The following is a 23,567-nucleotide window of genomic DNA, read 5'->3' as shown; positions in this document are numbered from 1 at the left end:
CCGGCGAAGGTACCGTCCCCGTTACCGGGCCACATGTACAGGTTGCCCGTCGCGTCCTCCCTCGCCATCAGGTCCGCGTGACCGGTCCCCCGGAAGTCACCGGCAACCGTCTGCGAGAACGGACCCCACCCGTCGGTGACGAGCACGCGGCCGGCGAAGGTACCGTCCCCGTTACCGGGCCACATGTACAGGTTGCCCGTCGCGTCCTCCCTCGCCATCAGGTCCGCGTGACCGGTCCCCCGGAAATCGCCGGCGGTGGTCTGGGAGAACGCGCCCCAGCCGGCCGTCAGGTCGGTCCTGGCCGTGAAGGACCCGTCTCCCAGCCCCGCCCACTCGTACAGGTGCCCGTCCGAGTCGTCTCGGGCGACGAGGTCGCCGATGCCCTTGCCGTGGAAGGCTCCGGCCGTCGTCTGGGAGAAGGTGTGGGAGGGGCTGGTCGGGGCGGGCCGCGGGGCGAGGACCTCGGCGAGGGCCGTGTTCCCGTTGGTGGTGAAGTGCAGGTGGTCGGAGGAGACGTAACCGGCGAACGCGGCGCTCGGGTTGAGCGGGTCGCGGGTCGCCCGGTCGAAGTCGTGGAAGCCGTCGATAGCCGTCGTCGTGCGGATCCAGTCGTTGACGCACTGGCGCACCCGGTCCCGGGCGGCGGTGTAGTCGGTGTAGCCCTGGAAGGCGGGGATGGTGGCAACGGTGAAGCGCAGCCCGGCCGCGTGCGCGCGTGAGGCCAGCTGCTGGATCCCCGACTCGAGCGCGGAGTCGGAGGCGTCGTCCATCGTGATGTCATTGATGCCCTCGTAGAGCACGACGCTCCGCACTCCGGTCTGGGAGAGGACGTCCCGGTCGAAGCGGTTGAGCGCGCTCTGACCGAAGCCGACGCGTCCTCCCGTCCCGTCGGTGAGGATCCGGTTGCCGGAGATGCCCTTGTTGACGATGCCCTCGGGCGTCGGTCGGGCGCTGAGGGCGCGCCCGTAGTCATCGGCCCAGCGGGTGTTGGAGTCCTGGTTGGTGTGCCCGCCGTCCACCTGCGAGTCGCCGAGGGCGACCACCGTCCCGTCGCTGCCGGCGGCCGTGACGTCCAGGCCGCCGAGGAAGGCCCAGTAGGCGTACGGGGTGGAGAGGTTGGCGCCGCCCGTGTCCTGGGTGCGGTCGGCACCGTCGCCGGGGGCGGAGGTGTAGGAGGTGGTGAGCGTGTACGGGTGGTAGGGCGCGGTGGTGACCCCGTCGGGCAGCCAGAGGCTGACCAGCAGGTTCTCGTCTGCGGTGACCGGGAAGGCGACGGGGTCGCTGTAGACCTCGCCGCCGGGTGGGACGACGGTCCGGCCCGAACCACCGAACGTCAGGGTGGCCGGCGTGGCCGCCGCCGTGGCCGGATTCCCGTTCCGGGCGGAAGCCCTGTCCTGGGCCGCGACGGTGACGTGCCCGATGGTCACCGGGTCCGGGCTGAAGGTGTTCACCAGGTGGATCCGGGCGGAGCTGCCGCCGATGCTGGTGTGGACGACCATGCGCAGGGTCTGCCGCCCCGTCACGCCCGAGGATGCCGACGGTCCTGCCAGGCTCATGGCGGTACCCCAACTCCCCGTCCAGGCCGAGGACTCGGGGCGCGGCACGCCCGGGGCTGACGGGAGCGCGGCGGGGACCGGCCCGCAGCCGACGGCCGCGTTCGCCGGGGCCGCGGGCGGCAGGGCGGCGAACGCGCCGAGGACGACGGCGGCTGCCGCCATGGCGGACGGGCGGCCCCGCAGTGGGCGGTGGGTGACGTGCACAGGATTCCTTTCGCCGGGTACGGAAAACCATTCCCGCATGGCTCGGGTGACGAAGAAATGGTGGCGATCCGTTTCCCGAAGGAGGAGGTCCGAGAATGTCCGAGAAATCTCGGAGCCCGCTCGCCATCCACCATGCAATCACCGCCGGTCCGGATTTCGCCAGGAGGAACATCAGGCGGAAACCATGGGGAAGTTCCAGCAGAAACCGCGCTGTACAGGCAAGATCGGCGAGAAAGAGACGGAGTGGCTTGATTGCACGTCAGTTGACTGTCGCGCCTGACGGGATTTGCGATATACCGTCTCGGGCACTTCCCGCCCTACAATCCGCCAATCTCCTCCTGGCGTGATCACCTGCCGACCTCGAATCTCGAATGAGGGGAAATCACATGGCAATCGGACGACGGCAACTCCTCACCTCCCTCGCGCTGACCGCCCTCGCCGCACCCGTCCTGGCCAAGGGGACCGCGACTCGCGCCTCCGCGGCCACGGGTACGGGTACGGGTACGGGTACGGCCGCACGTATGGCCGCCGGCTCCGGGCCGCTGTTCATGCAGGTCGTCGCGCACGAGGACGACGACATCCTGTTCATGAACCCGGACCTGTCCAACGCCCTCGGCAACGGCACCCCGTCCGTCACGGTGTTCGTCACCGCCGGGAACATCACCGGTGACCCGTGCGTGGGCGGCTGCTGGGACCCCGCCGGCGACCCACTGCGCACCTGGAACCGCCAGATGGGCGCCGTCAACGCCTACTCCCGGATGACCGGGGTCGGCGACAACGACCCGGCGACCGACGAGATCGGGCACTGGACGGTCGAGGCGTGGACGGTCGCGGGCAAGCAGGTCGAGCGGTACATGCTCAAGGACCGGCCGGTGCACCTGATCTTCCTCAACCTGCACGACGCCGGGCTCGCCAACGTGCTGAACGGCGGCACCGACACCACGGTCGTCCCGAAGGACAGCCCGCTGTCCGGGCCGTCGACCTACACGGCGGCGGACGTCGTCGAGGTGCTGCGGCAGATCATGGTGACGTACCAGCCGACCGTGCTCCGGGCCCAGGACGAACTCCCGGACACCCGCTACAAGGACGACCACTCGGACCACATCTCCGCCGCGAAGTTCGCGGGCGTGGCGGCGAGCCAGTACGGCGGCTCGCTGATCCAGGTGAACTACCGGGACTACAACATCAGCGACTGCCCGGTGAACCTCGACCCGGCGACGACCGGCGCCAAGGGCGTGTTCGTCTCCGAGTACGCCGGCCACGACCACTCGGGGAACTACGAAACCGCCTGGTTCTCCCGGATGTACTACCGCTGGTCGCGGGGCACCTCCTGGGCCGGGCTGAACCAGGACGGCCGGCCGCAGGTCTTCGTCGTCCGGGCGGGCTCCCTCTACACGTACTGGCGTCAGGGGGACGGCAGTTGGGGCGGCCCGGCACGGTTCGCCGACCCGGGCGGGCGGCTGGCGCCGGGCATCGCGGTCGGCACCAACGCGGACGGCCGGATGGAGGTCTTCGCCCGCCGCCTCACCGACCACCACATCGTCTCCGTCCCGCAGACCACGCCCAACGGCGTGTGGCGGGACAGCTGGGCCGACCTCGGCAACCCCAACGCCGGGCTCGACAACGCGGGCCAGGTCGGCGTGCCCGCGGTGGTCGCCTCCCAGGACGGCCGGCTGGAGCTCTTCGTCAAGAACGGCGGCGGCGGCCTCAGCAGCATCCGGCAGACCAGCCCGAACGGCGCCTGGACGACCACCTGGGATGACCTGCACGGCACCGACATCCAGGACCCGGTCACCGCGATCCGCAACGGCGTCGGGAGGATCGAGGTCTTCGCCAGCACCCGCGACGGGGTCGTCAACTGGTGGCAGACCGCTCCGAACGACGCCATCAACGGCCCGGGCCCGATCCCGAACTCCCGGCCGGCCAGCCCGCCCAAGGCCGCGCTCGACCAGGACGGCCGCATCGAACTCGCCTACCGCGAGGCCGGCACCGGCGCGATGCTCGTCAGCTACCAGACCCAGCCCGGCGGACCGTGGAGCCAGTCCCCGGGCAACCTCGGCGGCCACGCAGGAGTGGGCGAGCCGGCGATGGCCAACCTCGGCGGGCGGGTCGTCCTGTTCGAGCGCAACGGCGGCGGCGGCGTGAGCACCACCGCCCAGACCGCCCCGAACTCCGGCTACGGCACCTGGCAGGACCTCGGCGGCACCGTCCTCGACTACCCGACCGCGCTCGTCGACGGCGGCGGTGTCCTCCACGTGTTCGCCATCGGCACGGACGGCCGCGTCTACTACCGCACGGGCACGACGCCCACCAACCTCGGCGGCTGGCAGGGCATGCCCCTGTGACCGCCGGTTCCGTCGGCTGGTCGGACACCCTCCCGACCGGCCGACGGGCCGGGCCCGTGGGAGCGCCCGTGGAAGCGCCGGTGGAAGCGCCGGTGGGAGCGCTCTCACGCCGTGTAGGATGGCCACTCCCCAGAGTGAGCCACACCGGAGTGTGATCATGACCCGAACTGACAGGCCGGGCCCCGGAAGCGCCCGGTCTGCCGCGCGACCGACGGTGGAGGACGTGGCCGCCCGCGCGGGAGTCAGCCGGGGAACGGTGTCCCGGGTCATCAACGGTTCGCCCAAGGTGAGCGCCAGGGCGAGGGAGGCCGTGGAGCACGCCGTCGCCGAGCTCGGCTACGTACCCAACCAGGCGGCACGGTCCCTCGTGACCTCGCGCACCGACGTCGTCGCCCTGGTCGTCCCGGAGAGCCTGGCGCGACTGAGGTCGGAGCCGTACTTCGCGGACGTCATCACCGGGATCTCCGACGAACTCGCGTCGACCGACCTTCAGTTGCTGCTGACCCTGGTCCGCAACGAGGACGAGCGCGAGCGTCTGACGCGCTACCTCACCGCGCGCCGGGTCGACGGGGTGCTCCTGGTCTCGGTGCGCCAGGACGACCTGTTGCCCGACCTGCTCGAACAGCTCGGGATGCCGGCCGTACTGGGCGGTCGCCGGTCCGAGCGCGAATCGCTGAGCTACGTCCACGCCGACAACGCCGGCGGGGCCCGGGCGGCTGTCCGGCACCTGGTCGGGCGCGGCCGCACCAGAGTGGCCACCATCACGGGGCCGCTCGCCATGGAGGCGGCCGGGGCACGCCTGGCGGGGTACCGGGAGGCGCTCACGGAGGCCGGCCTCGCCCCGGAGGACGCGCTCGTCGCCCACGGCGACTTCACCGAGGCGGGCGGCTACGCGGCGATGTGCGAGCTCCTGGCCGAAATGCCCACCCTCGATGCCGTGTTCTGCGCCTCCGACCTGATGGCCGTGGGCGCGTTCCGGGCACTGCGCGAGGCCGGGCGGCGCGTGCCGGGAGACGTGGCCGTCGTCGGCTTCGACGACTCCGTCATCGCCCGTAGCACCGAGCCGCCCCTCACCAGTGTTCGCCAACCGACCGAGGCGATGGGGCGGTTGATGGTTCAGCTGCTGCTCGAGGAGATCGCCGAACCCGGGCGGCCGCGTCGCCAGGTGATCCTTCCGACCGAACTGACGGTCCGCGCCTCGGCCTGACGGCCTCGGACGGCTTCGAACTGAATGGCCGTCACGTTCCGTTGTTCCGGTATGAGCCACTGCCGCGTGTCGCGGCTGACCTGGGCATGAGGTGCTGCTACGCTCCCGATGGGTGTGGGAGCGCTCCCACGCGCCAAGATTCTGGGGGTGACGTGTCGAAGGCACAACAAGGGGATTCGGCATTCGGGGGCATGCTGAGGACGCTTCGTCGTGAAGTGGGATTCACGCATGAGGAACTCGCCCGGCGTTCCCAGGTCAGTGTGAGGACGATCAGCGACATCGAGCGGGGCCGGGTGCGCCGACCACAGCGCCGCTCCGTCCAGCAGCTCGCAGAGGCGCTCGGCCTGGGGACCTCGCGATTGGAATGGTTTCTCCGTGCCGCGCGAGCCGTTCCCGGCAGCGGGCTCGATCAGCCGGACGGGAGCCGTCGCGAGACGCCGGCCGCCGGGGAGGTGGACGAACAGCCGTCCGCGGTGGTCGTGATGGTCCTGCCGTTGACCGCGATCGGCGAGAGCGGTCCGTGCTGTCGGCGCCGCCGACGCTGTCCGAAACCCCGCCCGGCCGGGCCCCGACACCTGCGCCGGGCCGGTTGACGGCCGTCGCGTGCGGCGGGCAGGCGCCGGCGGCCACACGTCCGCCACGAGGACGCCGAACGCGTACGCCCGCCCCACCAGCGCCGTCCGGTTGGGGACGTGCCACCGGCGGTGGGGTGGGCGGCGTCGGAGGCATGTCGGGCGGGTGTGGGCCGCTTCGGGATACGGGTGCCGGGGTGGACTGGCGAGGTTTCATCCTCTGGGTGCGGCGCGGAAGTGTGACGGGTGGTGCCTGGCGCTGAGTGATCCTGTGGGGACGAACGGTAGGTGGCTTTGATTCAACTTTCGGGCGTCGTAGTTCGTCTACCCGGAGAGCCGAAGCAGGCGGGCGACGGAGCCGTATCTGCTGTTCATTGCTTGTTTATTCCCAGAAGCCAGAGTCATTACTGATCTTCCTGACTCGGGCGGCCGGACGGTGCCTGGCAGGCAACTCTGGAGAACGCACATCATGCCGCGCAAGCCACTTGGGACCCTGGTCGCCGCCGCCGGGGCGACCGTCGGGCTCACGCTCGTCACACCGGCCCGGACCTCCGTCGCCATTGCCGCGGGGTGGGATGTGTCGGCGCAATCAGCACACCGATCGTGCGTACACCGACCCGGGTGTGGTGATGGGCGGTGCCTTCCCGGAATCGACTTCGTGAAGTCGCCGGTCGACGAGGCCGGAAAGAGCGCCGAAGTTCGGGGAAACCAGCCTGAGTTGCATGAGGGCCTGTCCAGGATGCCGCGACGGCTCGCCGTGAGCGAGTGCACCATCAGCATCTTCTGGTGAGACGAGGGCTTCCGGGGTCGACCAGCGACCCGGGCGGAGGCGGTCGCCGAGCCGTCGCGTCACAGCCGAGGCCGGGACACGGATGCGAGCCGGACAGAACCGGAGACTCCGCTTCCCGCCGTCCGTCTGACCGGCATTCTCCGAACGGCCACGCCGTTCCCGTACGTCAACACAGATAAGGCGACCGGCCCTCACCCCGGTCGCACCACCGGTCGACCGGGTTGCCTCCCCCACAGGCCTGAACCGACCGACCGCGCCAGCGCGTTCGCATCCTGTTACCCCCACGAAGAAGGAGGGTTTCCACATGACCGAGATTTCCACGCTTGCCGTCGTACGCTGCCTCGGCGGCTTTTCACTGGACTTGAGGGGACTCCCGGTCAGACGCTGGCGGGCCGGCAAGGCGCGCACGCTGTTCCTTTACCTCCTCATCAACCGGGGCCGCACGGTCGACCGCGACGAACTGCACGCCGCGCTGTGGCCCGACCGCACCCGGGCGGCGGGCTCCAGCTCGCTCAAGGTCGCCAAGCATGCGGTGCACCAGATACTCAGCGGGCAGCAGGCTGCGGAGGAGCAGCCGGCCGCGGAGATCGTCTGCAGCGAGTACGGGTACTCCCTCAAACTCCATGACGCCTGGCTGGACTTCGAGGAGCTGGAGCGGCTGTGCAACGAAGGGCACCGGGCGGCGGCCCGAAGTGATCCGCGCGCGGCCGCGGAGCACTACCGCAGGGCGCTGGATCTTCACACCGGGGACTTCCTGCCCGGTGAGACCGCCGACTGGGCCAGGGAGCAGCGGGACTGGGTACGGTCCCTCGCGCTGGGAGCGGCGGACTTCCTCCTCCAGGAGGCACTGGACCGGGGCGAGTTGCCGAAGGTCATCGACATGTGCCGCCGCACGCTGGACATCGACCCGTACCAGGAGGACGTCTACCGGACCCTGATCCAAGTTCACGGCGACCTGGGCCAGTTAGGGCAGGCCAGGTCCTGGTACAAGCTGTGCCGGGCCCGGATGTCGGATGGTCTGGACATCGATGTCAGCCCTGACACCCAGCGGCTTCTGGATCGGGTTCTGCGCACCCAGGACGCGTCCGCCCGGACTGTGGACCAGGCCCCCGGCCCACGCGTAACCAATGCATAACTCACGCATAACCAGCTCATAACCAGCGCATAACCACCCTGTCTAGACTCCGAAAACCGCGACCGGTCAAGGAGATTGGGGTAACCGTGCTGGAGACGAACCAGGGTTCCGTTCTTTCGGTGGAGAATCCCGGTGTTGGTGCCCCAGCCGATGCCGGGCCCCTGATCGTCGGCATCGGGGGCACCGTCCGCTCCGGTTCCTCGACGGAACGGGCGGTCCGGGCGGTACTCGCGGCCTCCGCTTCGGCGGGGGCCCGGACCCTGCTGCTGGGTGCCGAGGAACTTCAACTGCCGCTCTACGCACCGGGGGAGTCACTGCGCACCCCGGCGGCCCGGCGGCTGGTCGAGGCCGTCGCCCTCGCCGACGGCCTGGTGATCGGCACGCCCGCGTACCACGGGGGAGTTTCCGGTCTGGTGAAGAACGCCCTCGACTACCTGGAGGACCTGCGCGAGGACGCGCGTCCCTATCTGCACGGCCGCGCCGTCGGCTGTGTCGTCACCGCACGCGGGACGCAGGCCGCTTCGACGCTGGCGGGGCTGCGCTCCGTCGTGCACGCCCTGAGGGGCTGGCCCACTCCCCTGGGAGTGGCCATCAACACGGAGAGCGTCACCCTGGCGTCCGACGACAGCGCCGGCGACAGCACCGGCGACCCGCATCTCACCGCGCAACTGGCCACCGTCGGACGGCAAGTGGTCGAGTTCGCCCGGATGCGCACGCCGGTCGGCTGAGCGCCCGGGGCCTGCCGCCGACCGCGGCCGCCCACCGTACGTCCCCCGTACGTCCGCCGTCACGATTCCCGCCCACCCCTTTGGTTCCGGCTGCCCTGACGCCGGATCCTTCGCATCCGCATTCCCACGTCCGACCGTGATTCCGAATGGAGCGCGCCATGGAAGACACCGCGAAGTCCACCGCGAAGTCCGCAGAGCCCGAGCAGACCGCCGAGGGGACGGAAGCCCCCCAAGCGGAAACCGCCGGGGCCGAAACCGCCGAGGACACCGAACTGGACGCGCTGGACGAGCTGGACGACGTCGACTTCGACCTCGACGAGGTCGAGAACAAGATCGCGCCGCTCGCCCTCGCCACCACCGAGCCCTCGCGATGGTGACGCGGGCGGCCGAGGTGAGCCGCGCATCCACCGCCTCCGTCCTGGTCGACGTGAACACCGGCCCGGCCGCCTCGTACAGCGGGCTGCGGGCGGGCATCGACGCCCTGCGCGCCGAGGGCGCCGACTTCACCGGGCTCGCGGCCGGGCACCCGTCCGAGTGGGCGGAGCTCTTCCCCGCCGAGACCGCGCCCGGCACCGCGCCGCTGGAGGAGATCGCGCTCGCGCCGTCCGAGCGGCGGCTGCACCGGGAGAGCGAGCAGGTCTACCGCGTGCTGACGGTGGCCGCGACCGCCCTGTGCACGGGCACCGCGCAGCTCGGCAGGCCCCTGCTGCTCAGTGGGATGGGCGGCACCGACCTGTCCTCGCTGCGCGGTTTCATGCGGGCGTTCGAGCACGCGCAGCTCGTCGAGGGCGCCGAACTGCTGCTGGACGCGCCGACCTCCGTGCGCGAGCCGGTCGGCCGGTACGCCGACTACCGCGGGGAGCGGGTGCGCTGTCTGCGCCGCATGGGGCTGCCGGTCACCGAGGGCGACCTGGCCGTGGACCTGGGTACGGCTCCCGACGCCGGATTCGAGCCGGTGTCCGAGGAGGGCGAACTGTTCCTGCGGGCGAGGGACTCCGAGGGCTCCGCCGTGGACCGGGTGGCCGCCGCACTGGCCTACTGCCGCCGGGCGTTCTTCTCCACGAACTGGGAGGGCATGGCGGTCGTCGCCGAGGAGGCGATCGGGCTGCTCGCCGGCATCCCCGAGTCGGGCGTACCCGGGCTGCTCGCCGAGGCGGAGCGCGAGGAGGAGCTCGTCCACGCCATCGAGTTCGAGACGGCGATCCTGCGCGGCACCGCCGACGTACGCGGTTTCCTGCTCAAGGTGCTCGGCATCCAGGCGGGCTTCCGCGGGGACCAGGACACGGCCCTCGCCTGCTTCCGGGCCATCCGGGAGGACGCCGCCGGCCTGTCCCCGGAGCTGCGTGCCCAGTCGCACCTGTACTCCGCGCTCACCCTGTCCAAGCGCAAGAACCGGCTGGCGGAGGCGGTCGCCGAGGTCGAGCAGGGCTTCGAGGTCGTCGGGGAACGTCCGGGCGAGCCCGAGAGCGTACGCCGCGAGCGCGGCTGGCTGCACAACCTGCGCGGGCTGACCCTGTTCGCGGAGCGGCGGCTGGGGGCGGCCTTCGAGCACGAGAAGCAGGCGCTGGCCTGCATGGCGGGTCTGACCGACGCCAGTGCCGCGCATCTGCGGATCAACCTGTACTCGAACATCAGCGTGCTCCAGGAGAAGGCGGGCAAGCACGCCTCGGCCCTGGCGACCTGGGAGAAGTTCAAGCAGGCCGCCGGCTCGTCGAACGCGGGCTTCCGCAAGCACCACGCGTACCGCAGCGCCGGGCTGCGGCTGCTCGTCGGCGAGCGGGACGCCGCCCTGGCGGACCTGGACACCACGCTGGTGAACGCGGCCGAGCTGGGTGACCGCTTCCACGAGACCGAGGTGCGCCTCGAACTGGGCATGCTGCACGCCTCCGGCGGTGACGCGAGGACGGGCGCCGAGCAGTACGAGCGCGCCGAGGCCGCGGCGCGGCTGCTGGGCGACCCGTACCGCATCGCGCTGGCCCAGGCGGGTCGGGTGATGACGACCGGCTCCGTGACCGCGGCCGGGTCGGTGGCGGCCATGGCGCCGCTGAGCCTCACCCGTCCCGGTGCGGCGGACGCCCTCGCCAAGGCCGTCGCCGACGGCGGTGACCTGCAAGGGCTGCTGCCCAAGCCGCGGACCAAGCTCAACCGCCCGTTCGACCTGATCAACTTTCAGGACTGAGGCCATGACGGACCATGCGACCCAGGGGGAGACGGGACAGCGGGCCAGGTGGCAGCTCTACGATCGGCTGCTGCTGCGCAGGGCGGGCTTCGGTATCGGCCTGCTGACCGCTCTCGGCGACGGGCCGGCGGGTGCCGCGGCCGCGGAGTACCGGGAGGCGGTGGCGCGGTTCGAGCAGAGCCGCGCCCGGCTCCAGGAGGCGATCGCCGAGGCCGTCACCGGCGCCGACCGCGAGCGGGACCGGGCCGGACTGCGCGAACTGTCGAAGCTGCGCGGCCGGGTGGGCCGCCGGCTGCCGGTGGAGCACGACCCGCGCGGCGGCGACGTGGCATCGGCGGTGGCATCGGCGTTGGCGGTGGCATCGGCGGTCGACGGCTACCGCGCGGCGCACTCCGCTCAGCAGCAGGCGGGCGAGCGGCTGACCGCCGCGCTGGGTGAGGAGGTGCTGCGGCGGCCGGAGCGGGTCCGCGACGTGCTCCGCGACGAGCGGGTGTGCGACGCCCTGCTCCAGCTGTCGCCGTCCTTCCACACCGAGGCGGTGCGCTGGGTCGACGGCTGGCAGCAGCAGGACAGCGCGACGGGGCGCAACCGCGCCAAGGACCGGTCCTTCTACCGCCGCGTCTACCTGTACGGCCAGCGGCTCGGCGCGAAGAACGAGACGACCAGCTTCTTCGGTCCGCTGGTGCACGGCAGGGTCGACCGAGGGGCCGAGGGCACCGCACTCGGCCCCGAGACGGCCTGCGGCTACCACGTCCTGGAGGCGCAGACCGCGTTCTGGGCGGTGTGCGAGCTGGCCAAGCTCATCGGCACGGACCCGCAGGTCCGGGACCGCCCGCCGGTGGCCTGGATACCGTCCTGCCGCAGGACACCGAGCGGGGCACCGGGCGGGGCACCGGGGACGGCGCCGGGGTCGGGGACGATCCAGTCCGCCGACGGCCGCCGGATCACCCTGTCCGGGGTGCGCTGGCAGCTCGCCGAGGCCGTCGACGGGCGGCGTTCCCCCGCCGAACTGGCGGCGCTGGCGGGACTCGACCTCGCGCAGACGCGCCGGGTCCTGGACCGGCTGCGGCAGGCCGGGGCCGTCCGGCTCTGGCCCGAGCCGCCGTCCACCGCGGCGCGGCCGCTGGACTGGCTGGTCTCCTGGGCCGACCGCTACGCGCAGGACACCGCCTGGCCGGCACGGCTGCGGGAACTGCGCGACCTGGGCGACGCCTACGCGGCGGCCGACGGCCACCGTGCCCGGGCGGTCGCGCTGGAGCGCGTCGAGGAGTGCTTCACCCGGCTCACCGAGGTCGACGCACGTCGCGCCGGCGGCCGGATGTACGCGGACCGGCTGGTGGTGTCCCTGGACGCCAAGGGCGACCAGAGCCCGGTGGTGGTCGGTGGCGACGTGGCCGGGCGCTGGGAGTCCGAGCTCAGCCCGGTGCTGGACGTGGCCGCCCGCTACGGCGAGCTCCAGCAGCACGCGGCGGCCGAGCTGTGCGCGGGGATCCTGCGCGAGGCGGGCGGCGGCGCCATGCCGTACGACGAGCTGATCCGCCGGATGCGCGCCTCCGTCGAGGCGGGCGGTCTGGACCGGCTCGCCGGGCCGCTGATCGGGTTCAAGCGGGACTACGCGGCGCTGGTGGAGTCCGCCGTGCAGGGCCAGGAGGCCCGGCTCTCCCCCGCCGAGCTCGCGGGGTTCGCGCCCGAGCCCGGCCGGCCCCGTTTCGTCAGCCCGGATCTGATGCTGGAGAGCCGGGAGGACGGCGGCGAGCTGCTGGTGCTGGGCGAGCTGCACCCGTACGTCTTCGCCTGGGGTTCGCAGGGGCTGTTCAGCGACGAACAGGACCGGATGCTGGGCGACTTCGAGGCGGGTCTCGAACCGTGGGGCGGCCCCGAGCGGCTGGCCACGGTGATCCGCCGCAGGCGCCACAAGGGCCTGGTGGCCGACTGGTTCCCGGGCCGCTTCATCGAGATCACCTCGGTGGCCACCGACGACCGGGAGCGGACCGTGCCACTGACCGATCTGACCGTCGTCCTGGTGGACGGCACGCCCCGGCTGCGCACCCCGGACGGTGAACTGACCCTGTACGCAGGCGAGGACGACCATGTGCACCTGCGGGCCTTCGCCGCACCCGGGGTGGGGCTGCCGCTGGTGCGGATCGGGGACTTCGCGCCGAGGATCGTGGTCGGCGACCTGCTCGTGCAGCGGGCGCGCTGGTGGTTCGACCGGGCCGACCTCGGGGTCGACGCGGCGCGCGACCCCGCCGCCGCCTTCCTCGCCGTCCAGTCGCTGCGGGCCCGGCACGGAGTGCCCCGGTTCTGCTTCGCCTCCCTCGCGCACGAGCCGAAACCGGTCGGGATCGACCTGGACAGTCCGCTGGCCGTCGACGCACTGGTGGCGATGGTGCTGGCCGGTGACAGCGCGACGGTGTCGCTGGCCGAGATGAGGCCGGCGCCGGACGCGCTGTGGCTGCGCCACGGCGGGGCCCCCGTGACCTCGGAGTTCCGGATCGCCATGAAGCGAGCATCGTCATGACCCACCGATCCGACCGATCCGACCAAGCCGACCGATCCGAGCTGTCGCCACAGGAATCGACGGCGCGGCGGCACGGCTGGGAGCTGCTGCCCACGGTCGTCCTGCGCAGCGCCGGGTTCCCCTGGCAGATGGTCGAGCGACTGGCCTGTGAACGGACCCGTCTGCTCATCGAGGAGCTGTTCGCCCTGGAGGCCCGGTCGGCCGACGTGGCATCACGGCTGCACCCGGCGGGGCGGCTGTCCCGGGGCCAGCAGGCCAAGTTGCGCGGTCTGCGGCCGCTGCCCGCGTCGGACAACCTGCCCGCCGACTGGCTGGCCGAGTGGAACGCCGCGGCGGAGCGGGTGAGCGCGGTGCGGGAGCGGTTCGCCGCCACCGTCGAGGCCGACACGGCGGCGGTCGACGAGGCGCTCGCCGCCGTCCGCACCGATCCGCGGGTCAACGACGCCATCGTCTGCTCGTCGCCCGCCGTCCACCGCGATCTCGCGCGGGGTGCGGCCGGCGGCCGGATCCGGCGCCAACTCGCCTCCTACGCACAGCGGCTGGCGTCCAAGAGCGAGACGATGAGCTTCTTCGGGCCCATCAACTACGGCAGGCTCAGCCCCGGCTCCGACGCCGCCACGGCGCTGGACTGGGAGGGCCACACCGCGATCCCGGTCCGCCAGGCGCACACCGCGGCCCGGGTCAACGACGCCGTGCAAGGCCTGCTGCTGGGCGATCCGGCGCTGGCCGAGCGGCTGGCGCCGGTGCGCAAGACGATGACGGGGCCGCCCCGCGGCACGGGCGTCGGCGCGGCGCTGCTGCGGGAGGCCGACGGCGTACGGACGGTGGCCCGGATCGCGTCCGGGTGCGGCGCCGGCGCCCTGGAGGCGGTGGAGGCGTTCGCGGCCGCCGTGGCGAAGGGGACGCTGACGCACACCCTGTGCCCGCCGGCGACCGTGGTCGACCCGCTGCGCTGGACCCTGGAACGCATCGACGCCTCGGACACCGAGACGGCCGCCCGCGCGGCCGGGGTGCGGGCGCTGCTGGTGAAGGTGCTCGCACTGCTCGACGGCTACCCGTCGGCGCCGCCTGAGCGGAAGCTGACCGTCCAGGCCGAACTGGAGGCGCTGCTGCCCGTCGCCGACCGCTCGGCGGAACGCGGCCGCTTCTACAACGACCGGGTCATCATCCACGAGGCCGCCGTCGGCACAGCCCGGCTGGAGGTCCGCGGACCGCTGGCCCGCGACATGTGCGACGCCGTCGCGCCGGTGCTCGACCTGCTGGCCCACGAGGCCGAGGCGACCCGCGTACGCACCAACCGGGCGGTCGCGGCCCGGCTGGGAGCGGGACGCATCCCGCTGCTGCGGGCGCTGCGGGAGTGCGCGGACCTCGACATCGAGCCGGGCGGAGAGCTCGGCGCCGAACTGAGCCGGGTGATCGGGGCCGAAGGCGCGGACCGGGCCGAAATCGACGTGGCCGGGCTGCTCGCCGCACCGCCGCCGCCCGCCGCCCCGGTGCTGTGCTCCATCGACGTCCTGATCGCGGCTCCCGACCTGGCCGGATACCAGCCGGGGGTGACCCCGCTCATACTCGGCGACATCCACGACGCGGCGCTGCTCACCCCGTGGGCGCTGCAGTTCCATCCGGACGCCGCGGCGCTGCTCGCCGAGCGGGACGCCGGGGTGCGCCGGGCCCTGGGCGACCAGGTGGCCGTCAATGTGATCTCCCGTCGTACGACCGGGCTGCCGCCGCTGGAGTTCCCCGGGGTGGTGCTCGAACTGGGCGGCATCGCCGGCCCGGACCGGGAGCGGATCGGCCTGGACCAGCTGTGGCTGGAGAGCGACGGCGAACGGGTCGTCCTGCGCGGCGACACCCACCCCGGCCGGAGCCTGCTGTTCCACAACGGCGAGCTCGACACCGCCGTGCACACCGCGCTGGCACTGCCCCGGATCCGCCGCCCGGTGCTGCCGGACCTGCCGCACGTGCCGCGGCTGCGCTGGGGCAACGTCGTGTTCTCGCGGCGCCGCTGGGCGCTGCCGAGCGCGGCGCTGCTGGAGGCGCACGGCAGCCAGCGCGACGCCGAGCGGCTGCTCGCCACGGCCCGGCTGCTCCGGGAACGGGGCCTGCCCGACCGCTTCTTCGCGAAGTCACCGGCCGAACGCAAACCGGTGTACGTGGACACCGCGAGCCCCGAACTCCTCAAGGGCATGGCCCGGCTGGCGGGCACGGCGGAACAGCTCCTGCTGTCCGAGACGCTGCCCGCACCCGAGGACGCCTGGCTGCGGGACGGCGAGCTGCGCTTCGCCTCCGAGCTGCGCTGCGTGTATCTGCGGGGCGGTGGTGAGCGGTGACGCGCCGGGTGGTGCTCCCTCCCCTGTTCGATCCGAGTCTGGAACCGGAGCTCGGGCCGGACGACCAACTGATCGACGTGAACGCGCACTTCGTCGCACGCCTCGCGGACACCGGGGCACTCGCCGCGCTGGCCGACGACTACGACCTCGGCAGGCGCGGCGGGAGCGACCCTGCAGAGAACCGGACCAGGGCGCTGTTCGCTCGGGCCGCCGCGAGGGTCACCGCACGGGTCACCGCACGGGGCGGCCAGGCCGCGGGCCGGCTGCGGGCCATGGGCATGGCGCTACGGCTGGCGGGCGAGGCCGATCCGGCCCTGCGGCTGGCCGCGGACGACGTGGAACTCGTCGGCGGCACCACCGAGTGCGGGGCCGATGTGGTGCTGGCCGCGCAGCGGACCGAGCTGCTGGGGCCCGAGGCGCGGTGGACGCGTGCGGCGGCCCCGGACGGGCGGGTGCACCTGGTGATCGAGACCGACCAGCAACTCCCGGCGGCCGCGGTGCTCCTGGATGCGCTCGGCCCCGCACGGGTCGTGCTGTGCGGGCGTTTCGCCACCGCGCACCGGAAGGCGCTGCGCGCGCTCGCCCCGTTCTCGGCGGCGGCGGGCTTCGACGACTGGGCGCCGGCCTGGCGGCTGGGCAAGGAGTGGTCGGGGGACGGCACGCCGGTCCGCTGGGTCCGCCGCGCGGCCGACTGGCCGGCCGGCGCCCCCTGGGCGGGCTGGCTGGCCCCGGACGAGGCGGCGGCGCTGCCCGCCGGGGCGTGGCGCGAGTGCCGGGGCGCGGCGCTGACCGTGGCACGGCTGGAGTCCTGGGCCGAGGTGACGGGGGCGGACGGCCGCCGTACCGATCTGCGGACCGTCCTGGACGCGGTGGACGGGGCCCTGCTCCGGGTCGAACTGCTCGTCGGGGCGCCCGGGGTGAGTGCCGAGGAGACGGCCGGCACGGCGCGGAGCCTGCTGTCCGGGCCGGGGCCCCGGCTCGCGGGGCTCAGCCCGTTCCGGCTGCCGACGGCCCGGGGCGGCGCGGCACCGCAGGCCTGGGGCGGCGTGCCGCTGATCCGGCACACGACCCCGGGCAACGACCTGCCCCGCTGGGACCGGTTCAGCGGGCCCGGGACACTCGACGAAACGGCGCGCACCGCGGCGATCGGCGCACTCAACGCCGAACTCGGCGCCGTGGCCGACCTGTTCCCCGGCCGGTTCGCCTGCTGCGTGCTCGCCGCACCGGACGGGACGACGGTGTGGGAGCCGTCGGCCGCCGTCGTCGCCGGGGAGGGGCCCGGCCCGGACGGCCAGGGCCCGGGTTCATTCGTGGTGAACCTGCGGACGGGCAGCGCGTTCCGGCTGCATCCGAAGCTGACGCCGGTCGTGGAGCGGCTCTCGTCCGGCGACACCGCCGTCCTGGACCGGATCAGCGACGGTGCCCGAAGGAAACTGACCGACCGGCTGGTCCAGGCCGGTGTGATGCGGAGGAGCCAGTGAGCCGACAGTGGCGCATCGGGCGGGAGTTCATCCTGCGCCATGCGGGAATGCCGTTCGACTGGCTGGAGGAGCTGGGCGCGCCCCACTCCCTGCTGGAACTCGCGGACGAGCTGCTCGACCGCGAGCGGACCGTCCTGGAGTTGGTGGAGACGCAGTTCAGCGGGCCCCGCGCCGAGTCGCTGCGCTCCGACGTGCTGCGCGGACGGGCGCGGCAGCTGCCGGCGTCGTCCGGCGGGCCGCAGTGGAGCCGGGCGGTGAGCGCCTGGGCCGACGCCTGGGAACGCTACGCGCTCGCCTGCCGGCAGGCCGACGACGAGGCCGGAAAGCGACTGCGGGATCTGCTGGCGGATCCGGGGGTCTCCGAGGCCGTGTTCCTGTCCAACCCGGACGCGTACCGCAACATGCTGCTCCCGCTGCTGGCGTACGAAGGCCCGCTGACCTCGCGCTGGCGCCGGGTGCGCCGGCAGATGTTCACGTACGTGCAGCGGTTCTGCGCGAAGAACGAGACGGTGAGCTTCTTCGGGCCCATGGCGTACGGCACGGTGGGCGAGGGCGAGGGCGCCGTGCTGCGCGACGGCGTGCCCCGCGTCCGCCGGGTGTTCTTCTCGCACTGGGCGGCGCGTGCGCTGGCCACGGCGATCGCCCGGGACCCCAGGATCCTTCCGCACCTCGCGTTCCACTCCACCGGACGGGGTGACGCGGCGCGGGAGCCGCTGCTGCCGCTCGTGGCCCCGGACGGAACGGTGTTCCGCGACGTGGTGCGCGCCGCCGGGCAGCCGGCCCGCGACGTGGCCAGGACGCTGATGCGGCTGGTGGCCGAGGAGGCCGTCACCATCGGCCTCGGCGGCGGCGACTACGACCTGGAGCCCCTCACGACGCTGCGGGACCAGCTCTCCGCACTGCCCGCCTCACCGGCCCGCGAGCTGTGGCTCGACCGGGTGGCCGAACTCGCCTCCCTCATCGACGAGTTGGCGCAGGCGCCGCTGGAGCGCAAAGCGGCCGCCGTCGCCGCCCTGGAGGAACGGTTCACCGAGTTCACCGGCAGGCCGGCCAGGCGGGGCGCCGGTGCGGCGTACGCCGACCGCGCCGTGTTCTTCGAGGAGTGCGCGTCGCCCTTCGCGCTGACCCTCGGAGCCGGGCTGGTCGGCGACTGGGAACGGCAGCTCGCCCCCGTGCTGGAGGTGTGCGCCGCGCACGGGCAGGCCGCCCAGCGCGCCGCGGCGGCCGCAGTGCGCGACGCCTTCACGGACGGCGCCGCAGGAGCGGCGGGACCAGCCGGGGCACCGGCGGCCACGGAGTTGGACCTCCTCACGTACGCGACCCGAGCGGCCGCGAGCCGGTCCGACTCGACCAGCACCTTCCAGGCGGCCCACGCACCCGTCTACCCCGGCGCCGGCTGGCGGGCCGAGGTCGAGCGGCTGACCGAGGAGGCCGGGGCGCTGGACGGCGACCGGTACGCGGTCATCGACCTGTGCCCCGCGGCGCCGGACGCCGCCGGGCTCGGCGCGGACGCCCCGCTCGTCCTCTCCCGCGCCCACCACCACCTGCTGGTGCGCAGCTGGCTGGGCACGATGCACCCGGATCCGGACCGACTCGGCGCGGACGCCGCCGCCTGGACGGCCGCGCAGGACGGCACGGTCGTCGGCCTCGACTTCGGGCGCCGCAACAAGGGCTACTACCGCTTCCCCGGCCGTGAGGTCGCGATGCGCCCGCTGACCTGGACCGACCACGACCAGCCGGAGCTGCTGAAGCCGGAGGACCTCACCGTCCGCATCGGGCCGCACGACGTCACCCTGCACGATCCGGACGGCAAGACCGTCAGCGCGTACGTCCCGCTGAGCGACTTCGTCAAGTACGCCCCGATCGCCGCCCTTTCGCATCCGCAGGTGCTCCACCCCACCTTCACCACCGAGGACGCACAGCCCGAAGTGGCCCTGGGATCGGTCGTCCTGCAGCGGTCCCGGTGGCAGGTGCCCACCGCGGCGCTCGCGGCACCGGAGCCCGAGGCGCGGTTCCTCGCGCTGCGCAGGCTGGCCCGGGACACCGGAACGCGGTTCGTCTTCTGCCGCAGCGCCCATGAGCGCAAGCCGTACCTGATCGACCTGGCCTCACCGCTCGCGGCGGACCTGATCAGCCATGTGGCGCGCGGCGCCGAGCAGTTGGGCGTGGAGCGGATGGCACCGGGGCCGGACGAGCTGTGGCTGCGCGACGGCGAAGGCCGGCGCTACACCAGCGAGCTGCGGATGCAGATCATCGGCAGCGACGACAGCAGCAGCGGCAGCAGGAACAGCAACGGCAGCACCAACAGCGACGGGAGCAGCACGCGATGACGCACACCACGCTCTTCGCCGAGCACTCGCTGCGGATGCGGGCCGACGTGCTCCCGGACGGCACCGTCTCCACCGAGCGGACCTCGGTGCGCGGAATGAGCGTCGAACGGCACCTCGACCGGGGCTTCACCGAGCACCGCTTCGCCGACGGCGACGACCTGCTGGCCTCGGGCGCCGCCGGAGCGGCCCCGGAGGCCGCCGACGCGCTGCGCGAGGTGCAGGAACGGCCGCTGTTCGAGCTGACCCCCGAGCTGCGCGCCGAGCTCGCCGGGATCGCCGCCGAGACCGGCGCGGAGCTGACCCTGGGTGTGGCCCAGCAGCACGTCGCCGCCGGCGGCGCGGACCGCGTCGCCACCACCGAGCGGATCGTCACGACCCTGGAGACCAGGCTGACCGGTGACGACGGCACCGTCCACTCCCGGTCGCTGCTGTGCGCCCCTGCGGGGTCCGACCCGGGCGGGCTGCGGGACGCGGCCGTGCGGACGGCCGAGGCGGTGCGCGAACGCCTCGCACTGCCGCTCGCCACCGAACTCCCGGACGGCGCCGACCTCGTGCTGCTGCCCGGCCTCGCCGGGGCGTTCTTCCACGAGATCGTCGGGCACCCGATGGAGGCCGACGTGGTCGCGTCCGGAACGAGCTACCTCGGGGCGTGCGCCGGGCGGCCGGTCGCACCCGCGTGGCTGTCGGTGCTCGACGGCGGTGCGCACGACGGGCCGGGCTACCGCAGCCCGTTCGACGACGAGGGCACCCCGTGCCGCACCCTACGGCTGATCGACCGGGGCACGGTCGGGCGGCCGATGACCGACCGGGCGCTCGCCGCCCTGCTCGGCGGCGGCCCCGGCACGGGCCACGGGCGCAAACAGAACTACCGGCACCCGGCGATCCCCCGGATGACCCACACCGTGGCCCTGATCGAGCCCACGGCCGAGCCGGAGCCGCCCTCGGGCGACTGGATCGCCCCGTACGGGCTGCGGCTGGACATGATGAACATCGCCTCGGGCGCCTTCGTCTTCCACGCCCCGTTCTCCCTGCTGCACCGCGTCGACGGCAGCACCGCCCGGCTGGGCCCGCTGACGGTGACCGGTGACGGAGCGCGGGTGCTCGCAGGCCTGCGGCCCTACGAGCACCGGGTCGCCGCCTACCTGCGGGCCACCGGGGGCTGCGGGAAGCTGGGGCAGTACCCGGTGCCGGTGTCGTTCGCGAACGCCGGGTTCCGGCTGCCGGCCGGGCTCGTCGGGCTGCGGGCGGTGGCCCGTGGCTGAGACCAGGACCCGTGCCTCCGGAATCGTCACGCCCACCCGCGGCGCGCCGCGGCTGACCGTCTCGCTCGACACCCTGCGCCTCGAACGGGACGCGACGGGCCGGGTCACCGGCTCCCGGCGGGTCACCGGGTCGCCGGACCAGGACGCGGGCAAGGAGACCGGGCTGCTGCTCACCGAGGCGGCCGAACGGACGGCGTCGGCCGTCGCCGGGCTCCAGAGCGCGGTGGCGCAGATCCACGAGTGGCGTGACGGCGACGGCCTGCCGGTGTCCCGGCGGGCCGAGTTGCTGGCCCGCGTCGAGACCCCTGGCGGTCCCGTACTGCTCGGCACCAGCGGCCCGGGGGATCCGGCCGGGCTCGTGGACGCCCTGCCCTGGGACGAACTCGGGGCGCTCTCGGGGCCGTTCGTACCGGCCGACCCGCCGGGCGACTGGCGCGAGCGGCCGCTGCTGCTGCGGCCGTCCGCGGCGTCGGTGCTGGTGGCCGGTGCGGCCTTCTCGCTGACCTCGCGCGGGGGGCGCGCGACCGCCGCCCGGCTGGCGGGGCGGCGCATCCTGCCGCAGCTGACCCTGACCGATCTGCCGTCGGCGCTGGACGGGTCGGGGCAGGACGCTTCGGGGCTGGACGACCGGGGCGACCCGGCGCTGCCCACCCTCCTGGTGGACGGCGGCCGGATCTGCCCGCCGCCCCCGCTCGCCGAAGGCATCGCGCGCGGCCGGGCCGTGTGGGACCACGACACCGGCGGGTTCGGCCCGCCGCCGCTGGCCCGGCTCGAACTCGACGGGCCCCGGGCCGAGGTGCCCCCGGACGCGGTGGAACTCGTCTGGTGCGTGGAAGGCCTCCAGCGCTACCACGGCGACGGCACCGTCCGGCTCCAGTGCCTGGCCAGGGTCGCGGACCGGCCCGGCGGCTGGTTCCGCCTCGCCTTGCGGGGCAAACCCGTCCATCTGCTGCGCCAGGCCCGCGGCCTGGCCGGCCCACCCATGGCTGTCCACAGCGACAGCGACGTGACCACCCGCTCGCTGGTACTCGCCGGCGCGGCCGAAATGGAAGGTGCAGGACATGCCGTCGTCACCGTCATCACCCCCTGACTTCACGCTCATCGGCGGAGGGATCGTCGGCGCCTGCCTCGCCGAGGAGTTGAGCGACAGCGGGGCGTCCGTCCGGGTGCTCGACTCCGGTGCCGAACCCGGGCACTCGACCAACCGCGCGGCGGGGGTGGCGGTCCCCTCGCTGCGCTACCTCACCGACCGGGAGTTCTACGACTGGCTGCGGACCGCCAAGCGGGACCTGGACGCCGACGTCGCCCGGCTGGAGCCGGAGTACGGCGCGTTCAGCGTGGCCAGGCCCATCCTGCGCGCGCTGCGCGAGACGGACGTCGAGGCCCACGGCGACGTGCTGAGCGGGCTCGGCGTCGGCGACTGGGTGGAGGGCGACGCCCTCGCGCAGGCCGCGCCCGGGCTCAAGCTGCCGACCAGCAGGCGCTACCTCCTCGACCCGGACGGGCTGATGATCGACGGCCGCCGCTACCTGGACGCCGTACGGCGCCGGTGCCTGGCCCGGGGCGTCGACTGGCAACAGGGCGTCACGGTCCGGGAAGTACGCGAGGAGGGCGCGGCCGTCTCGGTGCTGACCTCCGACGGGACGCTCCGCGCGGACCGGGTGGTGATCACCGCCGGCGCCTGGAGCTCGGGCAAGGGCCTGGCCGAGGCGACCGGAGTCCGGCCGCAGCGCGGGCAGATGGCGGTGCTGCGGACCGGCGAGGAGCTGAACTGCATCCTGTCCTCCGCCTACTACCTCGCGCCCGGGGTCGGTGACGACGTGATCGTCGGTGCGACGGAGGAGGACACGGGGTTCGCCGAGCACGTGACCACCCAGGGCATCGCCAACCTGCTGCGGTTCGCCACGACCGTCATGCCGGGGCTCGCGGACTCGGTACCCGTGGAACTCCGCGCCGGACTGCGCCCGGTGTCCGGCACCGGACGGCCGCTGGCGGGCGCGCTGCCCGGCCACGAGCGGATCTTCCTGTCGGCCGGCCACGCCGGGCACGGGCTGCTCTCGGCGCGCGCCACCGGCAAGGGCATGGCGGCCGGCCTGGTCGGCGACGACTGGGAGACCCTGCCGTACAGCATGTGCCCCTCGCACGCCCTGGGCGGTGCCTCCTGATGCGCATCGACCACGTGATCCTCGGCGCGCGGACCATCGAGCCGCTGCGCGAACTGCTGTGGGACGAGTACGGGTTCGGCATCACCGACGGCAGCCCCAACCCGGACGGCACGGCGAGCTGGGTGGTGCCCTTCGACACGCCCGACGTGCAGTACCTGGAGCTGCTCGTCACCCACGACGAACGGCGGCTGGCGGGCGAGGACTTCGGCCGGCTGTTCCTGGAACGGACGGCGGACGGGCCGGACTTCCTCAACTGGGCGGCGCTGACCGACGACATCGAGTCCACCGCACGCGCGGTGGAGACGGTCACCGGAGCGGATCCGGACCTCTTCCGCGGCGAATCGGTCCGGGCCGACGGAGGGAGCGTGCCGTGGGCGGAGGCGGCGTTCGACCTGTCGTGGCGCAGCCGGGTGCTGCCGTTCTTCCTGAGCTACGGCGACCCGCAGGCGCGCGCGGCACGGGTGCCGGGCGATCTCAAGGCGGCCGGGCACCGGGTCTGCCCGACGTCGCTGCGGCGCCTTGAGACGGGCCCGGCGCGGGAGCCTGAGCGGGCTTGGGCGGACCGGTGGCCCGGACTCGCCGCGCTCGACGTCCTGGTCGACCCCGCGGCCGGTCCCCGCATCTCGGCGGTGCACATCGACACCGCCGAGGGCGAGACGGTGGTGCGGCTTCCGTGACCCCCGCACGCCCCGCACCCGCGGGGGCACCGGGCGGCCTTTGCCGCAGCACCGCCGCGGCCGGGGCGTCCGGGCCTGCCCGGCC

General features: G+C 73.5%; 16 protein-coding genes. 15 read left to right on the top strand and 1 reads right to left on the bottom strand.

Features of this window, described 5'->3' with window-relative positions; translation table 11 throughout:
• Positions 1-1,760, bottom strand: a 1,760-nt coding sequence (locus ACFWPI_RS24235) for an SGNH/GDSL hydrolase family protein (RefSeq protein WP_380374239.1), incomplete at its 3' end; no start/stop codon positions are given.
• Between the two features lie 386 nt (positions 1,761-2,146).
• Here ACFWPI_RS24235 and ACFWPI_RS24230 point away from each other — a divergent pair.
• The 15 genes from ACFWPI_RS24230 to ACFWPI_RS24160 all read left to right on the top strand — a co-directional run bounded on the left by ACFWPI_RS24230 (position 2,147) and on the right by ACFWPI_RS24160 (position 23,482).
• Positions 2,147-4,105, top strand: coding sequence for a PIG-L family deacetylase (locus ACFWPI_RS24230; RefSeq protein WP_380374242.1), 1,959 nt, complete (start codon positions 2,147-2,149; stop codon positions 4,103-4,105).
• 157 nt (positions 4,106-4,262) lie between these two features.
• Positions 4,263-5,312, top strand: coding sequence for a LacI family DNA-binding transcriptional regulator (locus tag ACFWPI_RS24225; protein ID WP_063346285.1), 1,050 nt, complete (start codon positions 4,263-4,265; stop codon positions 5,310-5,312).
• An 86-nt stretch (positions 5,313-5,398) separates the two neighbouring features.
• Positions 5,399-5,905 (top strand): helix-turn-helix domain-containing protein, encoded by a 507-nt coding sequence (locus ACFWPI_RS24220; RefSeq protein WP_380338746.1) that lies wholly within the window; start codon positions 5,399-5,401, stop codon positions 5,903-5,905.
• A 1,073-nt stretch (positions 5,906-6,978) separates the two neighbouring features.
• The gene (locus ACFWPI_RS24215) at positions 6,979-7,809 is read left to right on the top strand and encodes a BTAD domain-containing putative transcriptional regulator (RefSeq protein WP_380374246.1); all 831 of its coding nucleotides are present in this window, start codon (positions 6,979-6,981) and stop codon (positions 7,807-7,809) included.
• 86 nt (positions 7,810-7,895) lie between these two features.
• Positions 7,896-8,537: an NADPH-dependent FMN reductase gene (locus tag ACFWPI_RS24210; protein ID WP_380374249.1), complete on the top strand. Its 642-nt coding sequence runs from the start codon at positions 7,896-7,898 to the stop codon at positions 8,535-8,537.
• 158 nt (positions 8,538-8,695) lie between these two features.
• Positions 8,696-8,914, top strand: coding sequence for an ammosamide/lymphostin RiPP family protein (locus ACFWPI_RS24205; protein WP_380374252.1), 219 nt, complete (start codon positions 8,696-8,698; stop codon positions 8,912-8,914).
• A 14-nt stretch (positions 8,915-8,928) separates the two neighbouring features.
• Entirely contained in the window at positions 8,929-10,716 is a 1,788-nt protein-coding gene (locus ACFWPI_RS24200) for a hypothetical protein (protein WP_380338735.1), read from the top strand.
• Between the two features lie 4 nt (positions 10,717-10,720).
• Complete coding sequence (locus ACFWPI_RS24195; protein WP_380374255.1) at positions 10,721-13,237, top strand: hypothetical protein; 2,517 nt, start codon at positions 10,721-10,723, stop codon at positions 13,235-13,237.
• The gene (locus ACFWPI_RS24190; RefSeq protein WP_380374258.1) at positions 13,234-15,567 is read left to right on the top strand and encodes a lantibiotic dehydratase; all 2,334 of its coding nucleotides are present in this window, start codon (positions 13,234-13,236) and stop codon (positions 15,565-15,567) included. The genes ACFWPI_RS24195 and ACFWPI_RS24190 overlap by 4 nt, the downstream gene beginning before the upstream one ends.
• Before the next feature lie 8 nt (positions 15,568-15,575).
• Entirely contained in the window at positions 15,576-17,048 is a 1,473-nt protein-coding gene (locus ACFWPI_RS24185; protein WP_380374262.1) for a hypothetical protein, read from the top strand.
• On the top strand, positions 17,045-19,378 hold the full coding sequence (locus tag ACFWPI_RS24180) for a lantibiotic dehydratase (protein WP_380374264.1): 2,334 nt from the start codon (positions 17,045-17,047) through the stop codon (positions 19,376-19,378). Before ACFWPI_RS24185 ends, ACFWPI_RS24180 begins: the two co-directional genes overlap by 4 nt.
• Complete coding sequence (locus ACFWPI_RS24175) at positions 19,375-20,640, top strand: metallopeptidase TldD-related protein (protein ID WP_380374267.1); 1,266 nt, start codon at positions 19,375-19,377, stop codon at positions 20,638-20,640. The genes ACFWPI_RS24180 and ACFWPI_RS24175 overlap by 4 nt, the downstream gene beginning before the upstream one ends.
• On the top strand, positions 20,633-21,730 hold the full coding sequence (locus tag ACFWPI_RS24170; RefSeq protein ID WP_380374270.1) for a hypothetical protein: 1,098 nt from the start codon (positions 20,633-20,635) through the stop codon (positions 21,728-21,730). Before ACFWPI_RS24175 ends, ACFWPI_RS24170 begins: the two co-directional genes overlap by 8 nt.
• Entirely contained in the window at positions 21,702-22,805 is a 1,104-nt protein-coding gene (locus ACFWPI_RS24165) for an NAD(P)/FAD-dependent oxidoreductase (RefSeq protein ID WP_380374272.1), read from the top strand. Before ACFWPI_RS24170 ends, ACFWPI_RS24165 begins: the two co-directional genes overlap by 29 nt.
• Positions 22,805-23,482, top strand: a complete 678-nt coding sequence (locus ACFWPI_RS24160) for a VOC family protein (RefSeq protein ID WP_380374275.1) — start codon at positions 22,805-22,807, stop codon at positions 23,480-23,482. The genes ACFWPI_RS24165 and ACFWPI_RS24160 overlap by 1 nt, the downstream gene beginning before the upstream one ends.
• Positions 23,483-23,567 lie beyond the last annotated feature (85 nt).

Origin of the sequence: Kitasatospora sp. NPDC058492 (assembly GCF_042720685.1) — a bacterium.
Classification (GTDB): Bacteria; Actinomycetota; Actinomycetes; order Streptomycetales; family Streptomycetaceae; genus Kitasatospora.
Note: the sequence above shows the minus strand (reverse complement) of the source record. Positions and strands in the feature narration are given on the sequence as shown.

Coding starts and splice junctions, on each gene's coding strand:
- ACFWPI_RS24230 (WP_380374242.1), top strand. CDS start 2,147: ATGGCAATCGGACGACGGCAACTCCTCACCTCCCTCGCGCTGACCGCC.
- ACFWPI_RS24225 (WP_063346285.1), top strand. CDS start 4,263: ATGACCCGAACTGACAGGCCGGGCCCCGGAAGCGCCCGGTCTGCCGCG.
- ACFWPI_RS24220 (WP_380338746.1), top strand. CDS start 5,399: ATGAGGTGCTGCTACGCTCCCGATGGGTGTGGGAGCGCTCCCACGCGC.
- ACFWPI_RS24215 (WP_380374246.1), top strand. CDS start 6,979: ATGACCGAGATTTCCACGCTTGCCGTCGTACGCTGCCTCGGCGGCTTT.
- ACFWPI_RS24205 (WP_380374252.1), top strand. CDS start 8,696: ATGGAAGACACCGCGAAGTCCACCGCGAAGTCCGCAGAGCCCGAGCAG.
- ACFWPI_RS24195 (WP_380374255.1), top strand. CDS start 10,721: ATGACGGACCATGCGACCCAGGGGGAGACGGGACAGCGGGCCAGGTGG.
- ACFWPI_RS24190 (WP_380374258.1), top strand. CDS start 13,234: ATGACCCACCGATCCGACCGATCCGACCAAGCCGACCGATCCGAGCTG.
- ACFWPI_RS24175 (WP_380374267.1), top strand. CDS start 19,375: ATGACGCACACCACGCTCTTCGCCGAGCACTCGCTGCGGATGCGGGCC.
- ACFWPI_RS24165 (WP_380374272.1), top strand. CDS start 21,702: ATGCCGTCGTCACCGTCATCACCCCCTGACTTCACGCTCATCGGCGGA.
- ACFWPI_RS24160 (WP_380374275.1), top strand. CDS start 22,805: ATGCGCATCGACCACGTGATCCTCGGCGCGCGGACCATCGAGCCGCTG.